Raw genomic sequence first — 15,986 nt, forward strand, 5'->3', positions numbered from 1 at the left:
TTCTTTAAGTAGTAGTTGGGATGAATGTACTAGTAGAAATTCTGCATTATATAGTGATAAGAAAGGTTTTAGGTTAAAATGAAAAAAATTTTATTTCGCTTTCCATTTTGGTATTATTTAAATCCAATTAATTTTTTAGGTGTAGGTGTATTAGGTTCTATCACCTATTACAATACTGTAAAATTCTTTTCAGAAATTGCTGAGTATGAAAAATTCCACGTTACTCATTCGCAAAGTCAATTTTCTGTAATGTTGAATATTGTGTTAACTATAATTTTGGCAATTATCAATATTCTATTGTATCCGTATGTATTTTCTTACATTTTTAAAGTAGTCTCAAATATTATCCCAAAAGGATTTTTCTTCAGTTTAATGTTTAAACAAATAGGTGCTGCATATAGAGAAGAAATGGATAAAGGTGATATTTATTTAAAACATAGAATCTACTATGATTATCGTGGATATCCTACATCCATTGAACCAGTATATGATAGAGCAATTGATCGTGCACTTGACGCAGTTAGTGGAATGTTTGCGATTCAGTTTGGAATTAGGGTTGTATGTATTAGTCTTGGGATAGTGGCTTTGTTTGCATCATGGTATTTTACCATCTTTTATGGTTGGATTTTTGCTATTAAATATAATCGTCAACATCCTCCAAAAAAAAAGAGTCAAAATGAATCAGTAAAAATGCCTTCAATGCAAAAAGTAAATTCAGTTCCTGAAGTACAGGGGAGTGAATTGGACTCTGAAAGTCCAATATCGAGTGATCATAGGAGTCAAGAAATGTCTTCGCAAAAAAGAAAAGTGTCTGATTTATTAACTCAAGAAAGGGTAGAAAAGGCTGGGAATATTTTGGAAAAAATGCTATCAATCTTAATTAGAATTAGTATTGGATTTTTCAAAGTTTTAGGAAAAGTTGTATTGTTTACTTTTAAAGTTACGGGGGGAATTGCTAGAGGTATTGAGCATTCTGTGGAAGATTCAATCAGAAGAATGTTTTAGTCAGTTAAATTAAAACTTAAATATTACATAAAACTGATAGATAGATTAATAAATGATAAAATCTAAATGAAATGATATCTATAAGTCATTTTATTTAGATTTTTCATGGTTTAGAAAGATATTAAAAAAATGACAACATATAAAGTAGGAACAAGTTTTAGTTCATGGTCTTTTGGAGATGCTTATTCGAAGGCTAAAGATGGGGATATTCTTGCATTTGAAGAAGGTTTTATGCTTGAACTACCAGCAGGAAGACATTATAAGATAGAAAAAAGTATCAAAATAGTTGGACAAATTTCTGGGACCGAAGGTGGAGGAACGCTTTATCACAATACTATAGCAGCGACTCTGAGAATTATGAACGGCGTTACAGTTCAGTTTGAAAATATTTGGTTTCAAGTAGATGACCACCGTTGTGCTTTAGTAATAAAGGGTAATTCAACTGTCGTTCTAAATACTGTATACTTTAATGAACAATTAGAAAATAAACAATTTTTCATATTAGTTGAAGGTAAGTCAAAATTGTCAATCGAAAATGCAGGAAATCAATTATATAATGGTTCTTACAGTACAACATCAATTAAAGTTAGTAATTCTACTCTAGAACTAAAACGTGCTGAGTTAAATATAAAATTGAATGCAGATAAGGGTTCTTCTATTCAAATGGAAGATACAGTGATTGAGAGATGGGGTTCAAATATATTAAATATAAAAGATTCATCAGTAACTTCCATAAATACCGTCTTAAAAGGGGGGGACGCTGAACAAGCATACCCTGCTGTTTTTTTAAGTCGTTCTACTGCAAAATTTAAAAATACAGAAGTCATTCAACCGTTGTATCAAGCAGCTGTTTGTTTAAAAAATAGTTCTAGTCTTGAATCAACTGGAGATTCTTTGACATCAATAAGGGCAATTAGTAGTCGAATCTGTATAGAGCAAACGGTCATTAGGGAATCTCTTATGTTAGAATCAAATTCATTTTGTAGAATTAGTGACTATGTTGATATCAAAGGGGAGAACGAGGAGAAAGTTGATATTTATTGTTGGGCTTCTGTCTTAATAGCAAATACAATAAAATTAAATCGTAATGTTACCCCCAATATTCGCCTTTCAGAGAATTCATACCTAATTGCAGATACTATTCTTAAAGAATTTGAAGATACGAATGGTATAATATGGGATATTTCAGATGATAGCTGTAAAATTTTGAATGAAGAGAGTACAAATTCAGAACTACAAGAGGAAATTAGTGAGACTATCGAACGCAATTATGAGGAAGAATTGTATAGCTTGATTGGTTTGAATAATGTAAAAAAAGAAGTTCAAAAATTATTAAGAACAGTCGAATTCAATCAAAAAAGATTATCAGAAGGTCTTCCAGTCCAAGAACAATCTCTACATTCTGTTTTTACAGGAAATCCTGGTACAGGGAAGACAACAGTAGCAAGATTGTTAGGTAGAGTTCTCTTTGACAGAGGTGTTCTCCCTGGAGATGAATTTAAATTTATTGAGGTTTCTGAGTCGGATCTTATTGCAACTCATATTGGTGAGACGGCAGTACAAACGCAAGCAATATTGGAGAAGGCTAAAGGTGGAATCCTCTTTATTGATGAAGCATATACTTTAAATAAAGGAAAATCTTCTCAACATAATTTTGGACTAGAGGCTATAAACACGATACTAAAGTATATGGAAGATTACCGCAATGAGATTATGATTATATTTGCGGGGTACACTAAAGAAATGGAACAGTTTTTTGAAACAAATCCTGGATTAAAGTCACGTGTACCAAATACCTTCTTCTTTGAGGACTATTCTGGTGATGAAATTGTCGAAATGGGATTGAAAAATCTTCAGAAATCTGCTTATCAACTTGAAGACGAAGATTACTATGCTATGAGAGTCAAGCAGGCCTATAGTCGCTCGTTAGATCATAGTAATGGACGATGGATTCGTAATTTTAATGAACACTTGATGAGAGCTTTAGCCAATCGTGTTGTTGAGACGCAGGTTGATGACTATGTGACAATTATCAATGAAGATATAGATGATGTCCTTCTTCAAGGCACCCAACAACCAGAAGAAAATCAAAAAGATGCTTTGGAACAACTACAAAACTTGATAGGAATAGAGAAAGTTAAAAAACAGGTTGAACAATTTATTTCATTAGCAGAGTTGAATAAGAAGAGAGAAGAGCAAGGTGCTGCTGTGAGTGAGTTCTCACTACATTCGTTATTCTTGGGAAATCCAGGGACTGGTAAAACCACCGTAGCTTGTATCGTAGGAAAAATTCTGTATCAAAAGGGAATTATTCCTCAAAATAAATTCATAGAGGTATCTCGTAGTGATTTAGTAGCTGGGTATGTAGGGCAAACGGCTATCAAGACGCAGGAAGTATTGAAATCTGCTTTAGGAGGAGTTTTGTTCATTGATGAAGCATACACGCTATCAAATTCTAATGAAGATCGATTTGGTAAAGAAGCAATTGATGAGATTCTTAAATTCATGGAAGATCATAGAAGAGATATTGTCATTATCTTTGCTGGATATACAAAGGAAATGGAAGAATTTCTCTCAGTAAATTCAGGACTACCAAGCCGAATTCCAAACACTTTTGATTTTGAAGATTATACAGCGGATGAAATTATTCAAATTGGTTTATTAGGATTAAAAAATCAAGGATACTTTATTGATGTGGACTATTATACTCAAACTATTGAATCTTTGTATAACAAAATCAATGATTGTAGTAATGGTCGCTGGATTAGAAATATCAATGAAAAAATCATTAAGAATTTATCAATTAGAGTATTACGTGATAACGTGACTGATTTATCGACAATAGATAAAGTCGATATTGAGAGAATGATGCTAGAATATGAGAGATTATAAAAATATGGAGAATCGTTTGAAATTACTAAATAAACTAATGGTGGTGCTTTCTTTTATAATAGGCTTATTTTCACTTGTGAATTTAGTCCAAGCTGACAATACTGCCTACAACCAACTATTGCCACAAATTACTGAGAAGTGGGAGAGCAAACATCTATTTGAAAATAATGCTAATAGACTTGGTTACGCTTTGATGGATATTGATAAAAATGGGACGGATGAGTTATTAATCGGTCTAATCAATCTAATCAATGGTGAAAAATGGGAACTGTTTGAAGTATATTATATGAATGGTAATACTCCCACTCCATTATTTGATAGATTTTGGGATACAAGCCATAGAATGGGGACAGTTATTAATACCTACACAGATGGCAGTATTATAGTGTTTGAAAGTGTTCCAGGGATTATGTCATATAGGTTGTTCCAACTTTCTAAAGAAAATAAAGAGCCAACTTTAATTAAACAAAGTCAATTTAGAGCAGGAGAAGGTGATCTAGATGACTTAAACCTTGACTCTAAAACAAAGATAGATACCTCAACTATTGAATATACTTCTCTAAATCTCCCAATCATCGGAGATAATATGGATCCGAATCCTCCTATGCCTAAGTCCCTTGTCGATGCCAAAATTGGAGATGAAATTCCTCTCCCATCCGAATTAGTAGGTACTTGGATTAATAAAGAGCCAAATAATGGTACTAAGCCTGGTAGAGCTTCATCACTTATTTTAGGAGAGGATGGAAGCTACACTGGAACCTTTAAAGATGGAGATATTAGAGGGAAATTATCTCGCCTTAAAAAAGTGAGTGAGAACGGGTTTATTGTCTTAAAAGATGATCAGGAGGAGCAAGGGTTTGCTTTTAGTGTCGGTTTAGGTGGAGGTTTGCCTCCTGGTGAGCGAATTGATTTAGGAATGGTATTGGAGGGACGGACTTTATATTCTGTGTCATGGCAAGTCAAAGAAGGGGAGGAAGACTATTCTAAACCTTCCAAGCTAGTAACTTTTGTAAATCCAAATTATGGTCCTAAGAAAATCGATAAAAAAGCAGAGCAAGAAGTAGCGAAACAAGGTGATACGGTGGCAGAATCAACTCAAGACAGTAGTGAGGAGACAAAGTCAGAAGACAACCTATTTGAAAACATTCCAGTATTTGGCATTGTTGCAGGAGCTGGGCTTGTCCTAGTTGTAATTCTTTCTATATTTTGGTTTAAAAAATAAGATTTTATAAAATACTCTTGATTTATTATCATTAGAGAAAAAAGCTCAAAAACTAGGGTTGAAAGCTAGTTCTTGAGATTTTTAGGTTATTCGATTTAGAGATATTCTCATACTCAATGAAAATCAAAGAGTATCAACTATCAAACTGGACTTCTTCTAGTAGATAGTCGATAAAGCGTTCGCCCATCTTAGATAGGCTGGTTTTTTCATGCTGGATATAGACTAGCTCAATGGAGTCGTCAATATCCAATGGGATGGAAACGATGTTGTCCCCGTTGAGGTTGCTGTTCAAAATCCCTGTTGCAATCGTGTATCCGTCCAAACCAATCAAGAGATTAAAGAGGGTGGCACGGTCACTGACTACGATAGATTTTTTGTGGTATTCCTGCGAGAGAATCTCTTCAGAGAAGTAGAAGGAGTTGTGCGTCCCTTGGTCATAGCTGAGGTAAGGGAAGTTTTCTAAATCAGATAGTTTGACCTTGTCTTTTTTTGCCAGAGGGTTGGTCTTACTGACAAAGATATGAGGCTGGGCGGTAAAAAGATGGTGAGCCAGCAGGTGGTTGTCATCCAGCATTTTCGTTAAAACATCACGGTTGTAGCTGTTCAAAAATAGGACACCGACCTCACTACGGAAGTTCTTGACGTCGTCGATAATCTCCCAAGTCCGAGTTTCACGAAGGAAGAGCTCGTATTTCTCCATATCACTTTTCTTGAGCAGAGAGACAAAGGCATTGACCACAAAGGCATAGTGTTGAGAGGAAACGCTAAAGAGTTCGCGGTGGGCAACAGGATTTTTATAGCGTTCTTCTAGAAGCTGAGTTTGCTCGACAACCTGACGGGCATAAGAGAGGAATTCCATGCCATCACGGGTCAAGGTAATACCCTTGGGATTGCGGATAAAGATTTCAATGCCCATTTCATTTTCCAAATCTCTTACTGCATTGGAAAGACTAGGTTGAGTGATAAAGAGTTGCTTGGCTGCCTCATTCATGGAGCCAGTTTCGACGATTTTGATAATATAATGTAATTGTTGAATTCTCATGTTTTTATTGTACCACACTTGCGTCAGAATCGCCAAAGAAGATAGGAAAATCAGGGGGAGTGTGTGAGCCTCTGTAAAGTAGTTAAGAAGAAACTTCTAAATCATTTAGTAAATAAGATTAAAAATTTTTCTCGAAAATAAGAAACTTGCACGATTTACTCATTACTTATCCAATACTAGAGTTTATACTAGTTACTGTAAAGATGATCATCCAAAAGAAGGAAGGAGGCAACCTTATGGCTAAAAATACAAATCGTTTAGAAATTGATTCTCTAAGTTTCGAGGTTGAAAAGCAAGAACTTTCCGCGCAATCAGAAGCTAGTGGTACACAGCTTTTAAAATGACAGTAGCAGGTCTCTGTGGATTGTGTTTCACCTATTCTTATGAGTATACGAGAAATAATGTTCGTTGTTAGATAAAACAAAAGGAAAATTCTAGTGTTTTATTACAAAACATTGACAACATTTTGATTTGGTGTTATATTTACGGAAGAAATACAAACAAACCAAGACAACTTTGAGATAGATTCTTTGGATTATGGAATTAATAGCCAAGAATTGGATGGTAAATCTGTTGCTGGGTGGTGTACGGCTGTTAGATTAACAGCACAGGGGCGCTGTGCTTGGTGGTTTGCATATTCTTATGAATATATTTCGCCAAACGTGCGCTGTGGATAAAACTACCTCTATTTTTTGACAGGAGGATAAAATGGAAGGAATTATTGGAACACTAGAATTCTATGCACCTGTACTGGTCTTAGGAGTTGTTGTCATAGGGATTGTTTACTTTATGAAAAAAAGAAACGATCGCAAATAATCAACATTGACCGATACCTGAAAAAGGCATCGGTTTTTTATAACTTGAATATATTGCACAAAATACTCATGCCAAACATTGAAAGGAACCGTATAATGAGAGAGTAATAAATAAACGGAGGAATGAAATGATGAAACAGCTTATTGTAACAGGATTAACGAAAACATTTGGTCAAGGTGATAATATCGTTCATGCTTTATCAGATGTGAACCTGTCCGTTGAAAAAGGTGAATTTCTGGCAATTATGGGGGCTAGTGGTAGTGGAAAAACAACACTTCTCAACTGTATTTCAACGATTGATAAACCAACATCAGGTGAGATTCGATTTGAAGATTTTGATATCATCCATGCCAAGGAAAATGAACTAGCTGACTATCGTGCTAAAAACATTTCCTATATTTTCCAAGCCTACAACTTGGTGGAAACCTTGACAGTTTATGAAAATATCGTCCTACCTCTCCAGATTCAGGGGAAAAATATCAAAAAACATCAGGATAAGATTGAGGAAATTTTGGATAAGTTGGCCATTCAAAACTTAAAAGATAAGTTTCCTAATCAGTTATCAGGTGGTCAGCGACAACGTGTGGCAACTGCTAGAGCCTTGATTGATGATTCTAAACTGATTATCGCAGATGAGCCGACAGGAGCCTTGGACTCTGCCAATTCTGAAAAACTGATGGCACTTTTGCAGGAAATCAATAAAAGTTTTGGTATTACCATTTTACTGGTTACGCATGACCCTGCTGCAGCAAAGTATTCCTCACGGATGGTGCTACTTAGCGATGGAAAGATTATGGATGATTTGGAACGTAACAGCTTATCTAATGAACAGTATTTGCAAGAGATTTACAGCCGTACCAGATAGGAGGAGGAGAGTATGTATCCAAAATTAATTTTACGAAATGTATTTCGAAATTTACAGACCTATACCATCTATTTTTTCAGTCTGACCTTGATTTATAGCTTGCTCTACGCTTTTAATGCTTTACCAAGCCATCCAGTGATGCAAAGTTTATCAGGAGCAAAGGAAATGTTAACGACGGTGATGAGCCAGTACATGGGCTTGCTTTCCTATCTGATTCTATCGGCGATTGCCTTTCTCATCGTTTACGCCACAAATTTTGTGCTGGGACGGCGCAAGAAAGAGTTGGGACTTTATGCAACGCTGGGAATGAAGAAGAAGCAGATTATCCGTACCCTGTTCTTTGAAACCATGCTGGTCAATATCTTTTCCTTGATTCTAGGTTTCTTGCTTGGATTGATCTTACTGGTCATTCTAGCTAAGATTGCATCTGAGTTTTTTATGGCTAATTACTTTGGTAGTCTGCTTTTCTTTGATAGCAAGTCTGTCATCTTACTAGTTTATTCCTATTTGGTAACCAGTTTTATTGTTGGTGTCATGGACATTCTTACCTTTAGAAAGCAAAATATCATTGCACTTATTCAAGAGAATGGGGTCAAGAAATCTGTCTTGGCAAAAGGCAAGCCAGTTCTTCAAGCACTTCTCTTTATTCTTTCGACAGCTGTTATCGGTTTTGGTGCTCTCTATTTTTCAGACTATCACCATCTATCATTCTTGAAAAGCTGGGGTATCTTGCTGGTATCTGTCTTCGTGATTTTTGTGATTTTATTTTACAATACCTTGAGCCATTTTATCTTGGTCTCCCTTAGAAAACTGCCTCAAACCTACTATAACAAACTAAACACTTTTAAAATCCGTCAATTTTCAAAACAAGCTGATAGTAATTCGGTCACGTTGGCTGTCTTATCCTTGACCTTGACACTGGCTCTCAGCTTACTCGTTTTTAGTGGTAGTGCCTATACGACTATGAACCGAGAGCTGAACAAATACTCACCTTATGATGTAACTGTCAATCTTTATCGTGGTCAAGAGTTCCAATTTGCTCAGGATTCTGTAAAAGATAGGCTGAAAGCAGATGGATTTGACTTTAACCTCATCAAAGAGGAGTACAGCTATCCTAGCTATTCTAGTGATTTAACCTATAAAGATTTGATTGATACTAGCAATCTCTGGGAGCATGATAAGAAACTTCCTGAATCAAAAGTACCGATTTTAGGAATTTCTGCCTACAATCATCTCCGCAAACTGCAAGGGAAAAAAGCGGTTGACTTGGCAGAAGACCAATTTCTAGTCAATGCCAATTATAAAGGAACTGCCAAGCAGATCCAGGACTTTCTATCAACGACCAAAACCCTCATGATTAACGGTCATTCTCTCAACCTTGCCTCTTCAAAGCCACTTGAAACAGTTTACTTTTTATCTTCAGTAGGTCTAAATGACGCAGGAACCTTGATTGTACCAGATAAGGTAGTAGTTGGATTGACGGAAGACCACACGACCTATGTTGCTAATTTCAAAGAAAACATTGACAAACGGGAAGTAGAAACATTCTTGAGTAAGTGGATTGAAAAATACTACTTCACTCGTGATGGAGCAGAGTTGAATTCGTTCACCTATCAAACGAAAGGAAGTATTTTTGAGGTTTACCTTGGATTTATGGGCGTCATTGTCTTTGTCATGATTTTTGTAAGTGTTATTTTTATCATTATTTCCCTCAGTATCTTGTCCCTTCAAACTTCTACAAGTGCTTTGGATAGTGTAAATGATTATCAAATCTTATACCTTCTTGGGAACAAGAGAAAGCAAAATCGCTTTATTCTTTTGCAACAGATTCTAAGTTATTTCTTGGTTCCGCTGGTCATCGCAGGTCCGCTAGCACTTGCCTTGAGTACAGCTCTTTTGGGCTATTTTGAGAATTTCGCTAATACCAGCATTTCTATTGATATCACCTATCTGGGAGTAGCGGTCTTACTATTTGTCCTTTACTTGCTAGTGACTTACAGAGTAAGTTGGCAAATTATTGAAAATTAAGTCAAATACCAGAGTTGCCTATCCGACAATTCTGGTATTGTGTTATAATGATATTAAAGTAGTTCAGGAAGTAGATACATATGAAACAGTTTGTCAAATCGCTCTCGAAAAACTCACTTTTATTGTGGTGGTTGACGATTTTTAATCATCTAGCTTTAATGATTTATATTCATTATAGGATCCCTCTGGACTTTTCGACAGATTTTTCCTTGCAGATGGTTTTATTGCTGATTATTGCTTTAATTGTATTTAGCTATATTTGTAATATTGTGACCTTTCGGTATAGTGAGTTGAAACTTTGGTTGCTTCTGATGATATTTCTCATTAGCTGGCAATCCATATTTAATCAAGGAGTTGCGAGTACCCTGTTGCACTTTTTTGATATTCTTCATCCGCTCAACTCTTTTTTATTGGTGTATAGTTCTCTGTCTATTATCTTTCTGGGAGAGAAAATAGGAGAAGAACTGTTGAGTGTGTCCTTTGTGTTGACACTAATCACCATTAGTTCGTATCTGTTAAGTCCTTCAATTTTTCTATTTCTGTCCTTGTTTGCGTCTTTCTTTTTAAACCTTGTTCCCTTGATTTTACTGATTTTATATCATAAAGAGTTGAAAAGTAAACTCAAGTATCAGAGACGAAATTTGTGGATATTAGCTTTAATATTGCCTCTTTCTTATTTCTTTTTGTATATCAATACGAGGGGCTCAGGAGTGATGAACCTAGTCTGGTATCTTGAGATTATTGGAATACTTGCTTTTTTGCATCTCAAAACAATTATTAACTCTCTTCAGAAAAAGGTAGTAGAGTTGAAGTTGTCCTATATAAAAGCTTTTTCACGCTTGTTTTTACTGGTTATGTTTTTGTTAGTAGGCATTTTCATCATCTTTCGTCTAGACTTAAACACGAGCTTTTTGGTCTTGAATATCATGTTATTATTGTTCGGGATTTGTTCGGAAGAATTGATTCGCCTCTTTCGTTCTGCTGAAATGCTAGATGCTAGGGATTATGTAAAAGTTCTCTTTTTAAAGCGTAACCGTATGGTGAAAAATCTGCTGGCAAATGAAGATACAGAACAACAGTTCTCCGAATTTCTTCACAATGAAATCCTGCAAAATGTGATGGCAATAAAAAATTTCAATAAATATAGTAGCAATCAAGCTTTTGGTGAACAAATCAATCTGGTAACAGAGGAGTTGGTTCAGCGGATTCGTGAGCGGATGGATTATTATCAGCCAATGGTAGAAACAGACGAGCAGTTAGACATCCAGTATCAAGGGCTGATTAATCGGATTGTCAAGCGCTATCACGCAGAAAATGAAGTCGTCACACAGTTTCCTGTCCACTTTAGGCTTTTATCTCCTTACGATAAAATTGCCTATCGTCTGGTTGAGGAATTGGCGACCAATGCCGTTAAGTACGCTAGTGGTGGAAGGATTTCTTTGAAGATTGATGTGCATGATGACGCTCTTTTTATCATTTCTGAAAATAACTGCCTTCAAACAGAAAAATCCTTAGGTTATGGCTTGAAAAATATGTCTAATAAAATTAGTGTTTTAGGTGGTCAAATGCAGATTTTTGAAAATAATAAGAGATTTCGTGTAGAAATTACTCTCCCGATTGATAAGGAGTTGTGTTATGAAAATTTTGTTAATTGATGATCATAAATTATTTAGCCAAAGTATCAAGATGATTTTAGAGTTATCGGAAAATATTAAAAAGGTCCAGTTAGTGGATAATTTTTCGACTATTTCGGAGATTGCTTTTGATGACTACGACATTATTTTGGTTGACATCAACTTGACGAGTCTGTATCAAGATGATGGGCTGACCTTGGCACAAGAGATTATCGACAATGGTTGTTCTAGTAAGGTTGTGATTTTGACAGGTTACAGTAAAAAAATGTATGAACACCGAGCTAAAGTTATGGGGGCTTATGGCTTTCTGGACAAAAGTATGGACCCAGATGAGTTGGTGAAAAAACTGGAAAAGATTTATCTAGGTGGTAAGGTCTTTTCAGATGAAGTGATGGTAGAGGTGCTAACACCACGAGAAATCGAGATACTAGAACTGGTTAGAAATGGCTTGACCATTGATGATGTTTGTGACAAGGTCTATGTGAGTAAACGTACAGTTTCCAATCACTTGGCCAATATCTTTTCAAAATTGGGAGTGGCTAACAGGCAGGAGGCGATTCATATCGCTGAACAGTTGGGCTATTTTCCACCAGATTAAAAAGTTGCAGAAGATGCAGCTTTTTTAATTTCTGTGATACTTCTTGTGTGAGTCTCTTCTTGAAAAAAACACAAAATTTTGCTAGAATGAGTCTTATGAAAACATTCTATGATGTGCAGCAATTCCTTAAACGATTTGGTATTATTGTTTACATGGGAAAACGCTTATATGATATTGAACTGATGAAGTTGGAACTCTCTCGGATTTATGATGCAGGGTTGATGGACAAATTAGACTATCTAGAGGTAGAAGCAGTTCTTCGTAGAGAGCACAAGGTAGAATTGGATTATATTGAGAAAAATGGAGAAAAGAACTAATGGTTACTTGGATTTTGTGGGCACTTATACTAGCAATGTTGGCGTGGATGGGCTTTAACTATCTTCGTATTCGCCGTGCGGCTAAAATTGTAGACAATGAGGAGTTTGAAGCCTTGCTTCGTACAGGTCAATTGATTGATTTGCGTGATCCAGCAGAATTCCACAGAAAACATATCCTTGGGGCTCGCAATATTCCTTCAAGTCAGTTGAAAACTAGTCTTGCAGCCCTTCGTAAAGACAAACCTGTCCTTCTTTACGAAAACCAACGTGCGCAACGTGTCACAAATGCAGCTCTTTACTTGAAAAAACAAGGTTTTTCTGAGATTTATATCCTTTCTTATGGCTTGGATTCTTGGAAAGGGAAAGTCAAAGTTGAGAAATAAGAAAACGAGCTTGGAGGTTTCCGAGCTCATTTTTTAACCACTTTTTCTGAGAAAGTTACGAATGCTTGTTAACTCTTCTGAGTTGAGGGGGCGATAGTCTCCCTCTTGAAGATTGTCATCCAAGCTCCAAGGACCAAAATGGGTACGTTTAAGGGAGGTTACCTTGACACCAACTGAGAGGAACATTTTCTTGACCTGATGAAATTTCCCCTCTGAAATGGTGATAGAGGCTTGACTGAGGGAAGGACTTGCAGATAGAATTTCTAGCTTAGCAGGTTTACAGATAGTGCCATCTAAAAAGACAATTCCCTTTTGAAAGGCTTGGATATGGTCAGGTGTCAGAAGTCCATTGACCTCAACCTGATAAGTTTTATCGACATGATATTGGGGATGGAGGAGCTGAAAGCCCAAGGGACCGTTATCGGTCAAAAGGAGGAGTCCTGTCGTATCTCGGTCTAGTCGGCCGACGGCATAGAGCTTGTCAGACTGGATGTCAGGTGACAGCAGGTCCATGACGGTTGGAAGTACCTTGTCTTTGTTGGCTGTAACGACACCAGCAGGCTTATGAAGCATAAGATAGGTGTGCTCATAGCCCTGAATGATTCGGCCCTGAAAGAGGAGTTCTTGTAGTCCTGTATCGATATTTTGGGCTAGAGAGCGGGCTGGGCAACCATCGACGAGAATGTCCCCTTTGAGTAAGGCTTGCTTCATAGCCTTTCGGCTGATTTTTTCTTGGGCTAATAAATTATCTAAACGCATACTGTGCCTATCTTATCATAAGTCGCTTGCTTTGAAAAGGCTTGACGTGAAAAGAAAAGCGGAGTGAAAACATTTACACTTGCTTGAATTATGTTATTTACTTGAAATTATGGTATAATCGTTCAGTTAGAAAATAAAATTTGAATATTATAGAGGAAATCATGACAAAATTAAGAGAAGATATCCGTAACATTGCGATTATCGCCCACGTTGACCACGGTAAAACAACCCTCGTTGACGAATTATTGAAACAATCAGAAACGCTTGATGCACGTACTGAATTGGCAGAGCGTGCTATGGACTCAAACGATATCGAAAAAGAGCGTGGAATTACCATCCTTGCTAAAAATACAGCCGTTGCCTATAACGGAACTCGTATCAATATTATGGACACACCAGGACACGCGGACTTCGGTGGAGAAGTTGAGCGTATCATGAAAATGGTTGACGGTGTTGTCTTAGTCGTAGATGCCTACGAAGGAACCATGCCACAGACTCGTTTCGTATTGAAAAAAGCCTTGGAACAAGATCTTGTCCCAATCGTTGTTGTTAACAAAATTGATAAACCATCAGCTCGTCCAGCAGAAGTAGTGGACGAAGTCTTGGAACTTTTCATCGAGCTTGGTGCAGATGACGACCAGCTTGATTTCCCAGTGGTGTATGCTTCAGCGATCAACGGAACTTCTTCATTGTCAGATGATCCAGCTGACCAAGAAGCGACTATGGCACCAATCTTTGACACAATTATCGACCATATCCCAGCTCCAGTAGATAACTCAGATGAGCCTTTGCAGTTCCAAGTATCGCTTTTGGACTACAACGACTTCGTTGGTCGTATCGGTATCGGTCGTGTCTTCCGTGGTACTGTTAAGGTTGGGGACCAAGTTACCCTGTCTAAACTTGACGGCACAACTAAAAACTTCCGTGTTACAAAACTCTTCGGTTTCTTTGGTTTGGAACGTCGTGAAATCCAAGAAGCTAAAGCGGGTGACTTAATTGCCGTTTCAGGTATGGAAGACATCTTTGTCGGTGAAACCATTACTCCGACAGACGCAATTGAAGCTCTTCCAATCCTACACATCGATGAACCAACTCTTCAAATGACTTTCTTGGTCAATAACTCACCATTTGCTGGTAAAGAAGGTAAATGGGTAACTTCTCGTAAGGTAGAAGAACGTTTGCAGGCAGAATTGCAAACAGACGTTTCCCTTCGTGTTGACCCAACTGATTCACCAGATAAATGGACAGTTTCAGGACGTGGAGAATTGCACTTGTCAATTCTTATCGAAACAATGCGTCGTGAGGGATATGAACTTCAAGTATCTCGTCCAGAGGTTATCGTAAAAGAAATCGACGGTGTTAAATGCGAACCATTTGAACGTGTTCAAATTGACACTCCAGAAGAATACCAAGGGTCTGTTATCCAAAGCCTTTCTGAACGTAAGGGTGAAATGTTGGATATGATTTCAACTGGTAATGGTCAAACTCGTTTGGTCTTCCTTGTTCCAGCGCGTGGTTTGATTGGATACTCAACTGAGTTCTTGTCAATGACTCGTGGTTACGGTATCATGAACCATACCTTCGACCAATACTTGCCATTGATTCCAGGTGAAATTGGTGGTCGTCACCGTGGTGCCCTTGTTTCTATCGATGCTGGTAAGGCTACAACTTACTCAATCATGTCTATCGAAGAACGTGGTACGATCTTTGTCAACCCAGGTACTGAAGTTTATGAAGGAATGATCATCGGTGAAAACTCTCGTGAAAATGACTTGACAGTTAACATCACTAAGGCAAAACAAATGACCAACGTTCGTTCAGCTACTAAGGACCAAACAGCTGTTATCAAGACGCCTCGTATCTTGACACTTGAAGAGTCTCTTGAGTTCTTGAACGACGACGAGTACATGGAAGTAACGCCTGAGTCTATCCGTTTGCGTAAACAAATCCTTAATAAGGCAGAGCGTGAGAAAGCTAACAAGAAGAAAAAATCAGCTGAATAAGAGCTAGAAAGAGATAAAGATGGTTTATTTAATCATAGGACTCCTCTTATTACTACTCTATGTATTTGCGACACCACAAAGCATTAAAGGGACAGTCAATATCGTCCTTGTCGTCTTTGCTTTCGTAGCACTTTTGATTTTGCTCATGTTGTCTGTCTTGCAAATCTTTCAGCTACCGACAGAATTCTTTATCGCAATCGCCATGCTCTTCCTAGCATACTTTAGCTTGCGAGATATTACCCTCATGTCGGTCCATAAAACTAAAAGAAGATAAAAAGAGAGTTTCGACTCTCTTTTTTGCTAGGAATTTTACAATAGTTTGAATTGTCTTTTAGTCAATATCATCTCTTTTGCTTGGATAACATGAATGGGAAAAACTGAAATAAAATTCTTTAATGACATCTATTTTTAAGAGAACTGTA

Annotated in this window: 15 protein-coding genes; 13 read left to right on the top strand and 2 right to left on the bottom strand. The window is 37.0% G+C overall.

Going from position 1 to position 15,986, the window contains the following annotated elements:
* Window positions 1-78 precede the first annotated feature (78 nt).
* From RWP09_RS02345 to RWP09_RS02355, 3 genes are all read left to right on the top strand, one after another.
* The gene (locus tag RWP09_RS02345) at window positions 79-1,005 is read left to right on the top strand and encodes a hypothetical protein (RefSeq protein ID WP_314433605.1); all 927 of its coding nucleotides are present in this window, start codon (window positions 79-81) and stop codon (window positions 1,003-1,005) included.
* 129 nt (window positions 1,006-1,134) lie between these two features.
* On the top strand, window positions 1,135-3,897 hold the full coding sequence (locus RWP09_RS02350; RefSeq protein ID WP_314433607.1) for an AAA family ATPase: 2,763 nt from the start codon (window positions 1,135-1,137) through the stop codon (window positions 3,895-3,897).
* Entirely contained in the window at window positions 3,884-5,119 is a 1,236-nt protein-coding gene (locus tag RWP09_RS02355; protein ID WP_314433609.1) for a hypothetical protein, read from the top strand. The genes RWP09_RS02350 and RWP09_RS02355 overlap by 14 nt, the downstream gene beginning before the upstream one ends.
* A 133-nt stretch (window positions 5,120-5,252) precedes the next feature.
* Here RWP09_RS02355 and RWP09_RS02360 read toward each other — a convergent pair whose 3' ends face one another.
* Entirely contained in the window at window positions 5,253-6,161 is a 909-nt protein-coding gene (locus tag RWP09_RS02360) for a LysR family transcriptional regulator (RefSeq protein ID WP_025169857.1), read from the bottom strand.
* Between the two features lie 494 nt (window positions 6,162-6,655).
* Between RWP09_RS02360 and slmA the strand changes: the two genes are divergently transcribed.
* From slmA to RWP09_RS02400, 8 genes are all read left to right on the top strand, one after another.
* The gene (gene slmA / locus RWP09_RS02365) at window positions 6,656-6,838 is read left to right on the top strand and encodes a salivaricin M family lantibiotic (protein ID WP_080710520.1); all 183 of its coding nucleotides are present in this window, start codon (window positions 6,656-6,658) and stop codon (window positions 6,836-6,838) included.
* Between the two features lie 31 nt (window positions 6,839-6,869).
* Window positions 6,870-6,977, top strand: a complete 108-nt coding sequence (locus RWP09_RS02370) for a QVPTGV class sortase B protein-sorting domain-containing protein (RefSeq protein ID WP_004256158.1) — start codon at window positions 6,870-6,872, stop codon at window positions 6,975-6,977.
* A 130-nt stretch (window positions 6,978-7,107) separates the two neighbouring features.
* Window positions 7,108-7,842 (top strand): ABC transporter ATP-binding protein, encoded by a 735-nt coding sequence (locus tag RWP09_RS02375; RefSeq protein WP_050489878.1) that lies wholly within the window; start codon window positions 7,108-7,110, stop codon window positions 7,840-7,842.
* Between the two features lie 12 nt (window positions 7,843-7,854).
* Window positions 7,855-9,870, top strand: coding sequence for an FtsX-like permease family protein (locus tag RWP09_RS02380; RefSeq protein WP_314433613.1), 2,016 nt, complete (start codon window positions 7,855-7,857; stop codon window positions 9,868-9,870).
* A gap of 926 nt (window positions 9,871-10,796) precedes the next feature.
* On the top strand, window positions 10,797-11,525 hold the full coding sequence (locus RWP09_RS02385) for an ATP-binding protein (protein WP_314433615.1): 729 nt from the start codon (window positions 10,797-10,799) through the stop codon (window positions 11,523-11,525).
* Window positions 11,506-12,102 (top strand): response regulator transcription factor, encoded by a 597-nt coding sequence (locus RWP09_RS02390; RefSeq protein ID WP_314433617.1) that lies wholly within the window; start codon window positions 11,506-11,508, stop codon window positions 12,100-12,102. The genes RWP09_RS02385 and RWP09_RS02390 overlap by 20 nt, the downstream gene beginning before the upstream one ends.
* Window positions 12,103-12,149: 47 nt before the next feature.
* Window positions 12,150-12,419 carry a YqgQ family protein gene (locus RWP09_RS02395; protein WP_314433618.1) on the top strand — a complete coding sequence of 90 codons (270 nt, stop codon included), beginning with the start codon at window positions 12,150-12,152 and terminating at the stop codon, window positions 12,417-12,419.
* On the top strand, window positions 12,419-12,802 hold the full coding sequence (locus tag RWP09_RS02400; protein WP_314433620.1) for a rhodanese-like domain-containing protein: 384 nt from the start codon (window positions 12,419-12,421) through the stop codon (window positions 12,800-12,802). Before RWP09_RS02395 ends, RWP09_RS02400 begins: the two co-directional genes overlap by 1 nt.
* Before the next feature lie 33 nt (window positions 12,803-12,835).
* Here the strand turns inward: RWP09_RS02400 and RWP09_RS02405 are convergent, their stop codons facing one another.
* Window positions 12,836-13,561 (bottom strand): pseudouridine synthase, encoded by a 726-nt coding sequence (locus tag RWP09_RS02405; RefSeq protein WP_314433622.1) that lies wholly within the window; start codon window positions 13,559-13,561, stop codon window positions 12,836-12,838.
* A gap of 161 nt (window positions 13,562-13,722) precedes the next feature.
* Between RWP09_RS02405 and typA the strand changes: the two genes are divergently transcribed.
* Together typA and RWP09_RS02415 are read left to right on the top strand one after the other, a co-directional pair.
* The gene (gene typA, locus RWP09_RS02410) at window positions 13,723-15,564 is read left to right on the top strand and encodes a translational GTPase TypA (RefSeq protein ID WP_000164108.1); all 1,842 of its coding nucleotides are present in this window, start codon (window positions 13,723-13,725) and stop codon (window positions 15,562-15,564) included.
* 19 nt (window positions 15,565-15,583) lie between these two features.
* Window positions 15,584-15,838: a DUF3165 family protein gene (locus RWP09_RS02415; protein WP_314433625.1), complete on the top strand. Its 255-nt coding sequence runs from the start codon at window positions 15,584-15,586 to the stop codon at window positions 15,836-15,838.
* Window positions 15,839-15,986: the final 148 nt, after the last annotated feature.

This window comes from uncultured Streptococcus sp., assembly GCF_963521255.1.
GTDB lineage: Bacteria > Bacillota > Bacilli > Lactobacillales > Streptococcaceae > Streptococcus.

Excerpts from the sequence above, each read along its gene's own strand:
- RWP09_RS02345 (WP_314433605.1), top strand. The coding sequence starts at position 79 with ATGAAAAAAATTTTATTTCGCTTTCCATTTTGGTATTATTTAAATCCA.
- RWP09_RS02350 (WP_314433607.1), top strand. The coding sequence starts at position 1,135 with ATGACAACATATAAAGTAGGAACAAGTTTTAGTTCATGGTCTTTTGGA.
- RWP09_RS02355 (WP_314433609.1), top strand. The coding sequence starts at position 3,884 with ATGAGAGATTATAAAAATATGGAGAATCGTTTGAAATTACTAAATAAA.
- RWP09_RS02360 (WP_025169857.1), bottom strand. The coding sequence starts at position 6,161 with ATGAGAATTCAACAATTACATTATATTATCAAAATCGTCGAAACTGGC.
- RWP09_RS02370 (WP_004256158.1), top strand. The coding sequence starts at position 6,870 with ATGGAAGGAATTATTGGAACACTAGAATTCTATGCACCTGTACTGGTC.
- RWP09_RS02375 (WP_050489878.1), top strand. The coding sequence starts at position 7,108 with ATGAAACAGCTTATTGTAACAGGATTAACGAAAACATTTGGTCAAGGT.
- RWP09_RS02380 (WP_314433613.1), top strand. The coding sequence starts at position 7,855 with ATGTATCCAAAATTAATTTTACGAAATGTATTTCGAAATTTACAGACC.
- RWP09_RS02385 (WP_314433615.1), top strand. The coding sequence starts at position 10,797 with ATGTTATTATTGTTCGGGATTTGTTCGGAAGAATTGATTCGCCTCTTT.
- RWP09_RS02390 (WP_314433617.1), top strand. The coding sequence starts at position 11,506 with ATGAAAATTTTGTTAATTGATGATCATAAATTATTTAGCCAAAGTATC.
- RWP09_RS02400 (WP_314433620.1), top strand. The coding sequence starts at position 12,419 with ATGGTTACTTGGATTTTGTGGGCACTTATACTAGCAATGTTGGCGTGG.
- RWP09_RS02405 (WP_314433622.1), bottom strand. The coding sequence starts at position 13,561 with ATGCGTTTAGATAATTTATTAGCCCAAGAAAAAATCAGCCGAAAGGCT.
- typA (WP_000164108.1), top strand. The coding sequence starts at position 13,723 with ATGACAAAATTAAGAGAAGATATCCGTAACATTGCGATTATCGCCCAC.
- RWP09_RS02415 (WP_314433625.1), top strand. The coding sequence starts at position 15,584 with ATGGTTTATTTAATCATAGGACTCCTCTTATTACTACTCTATGTATTT.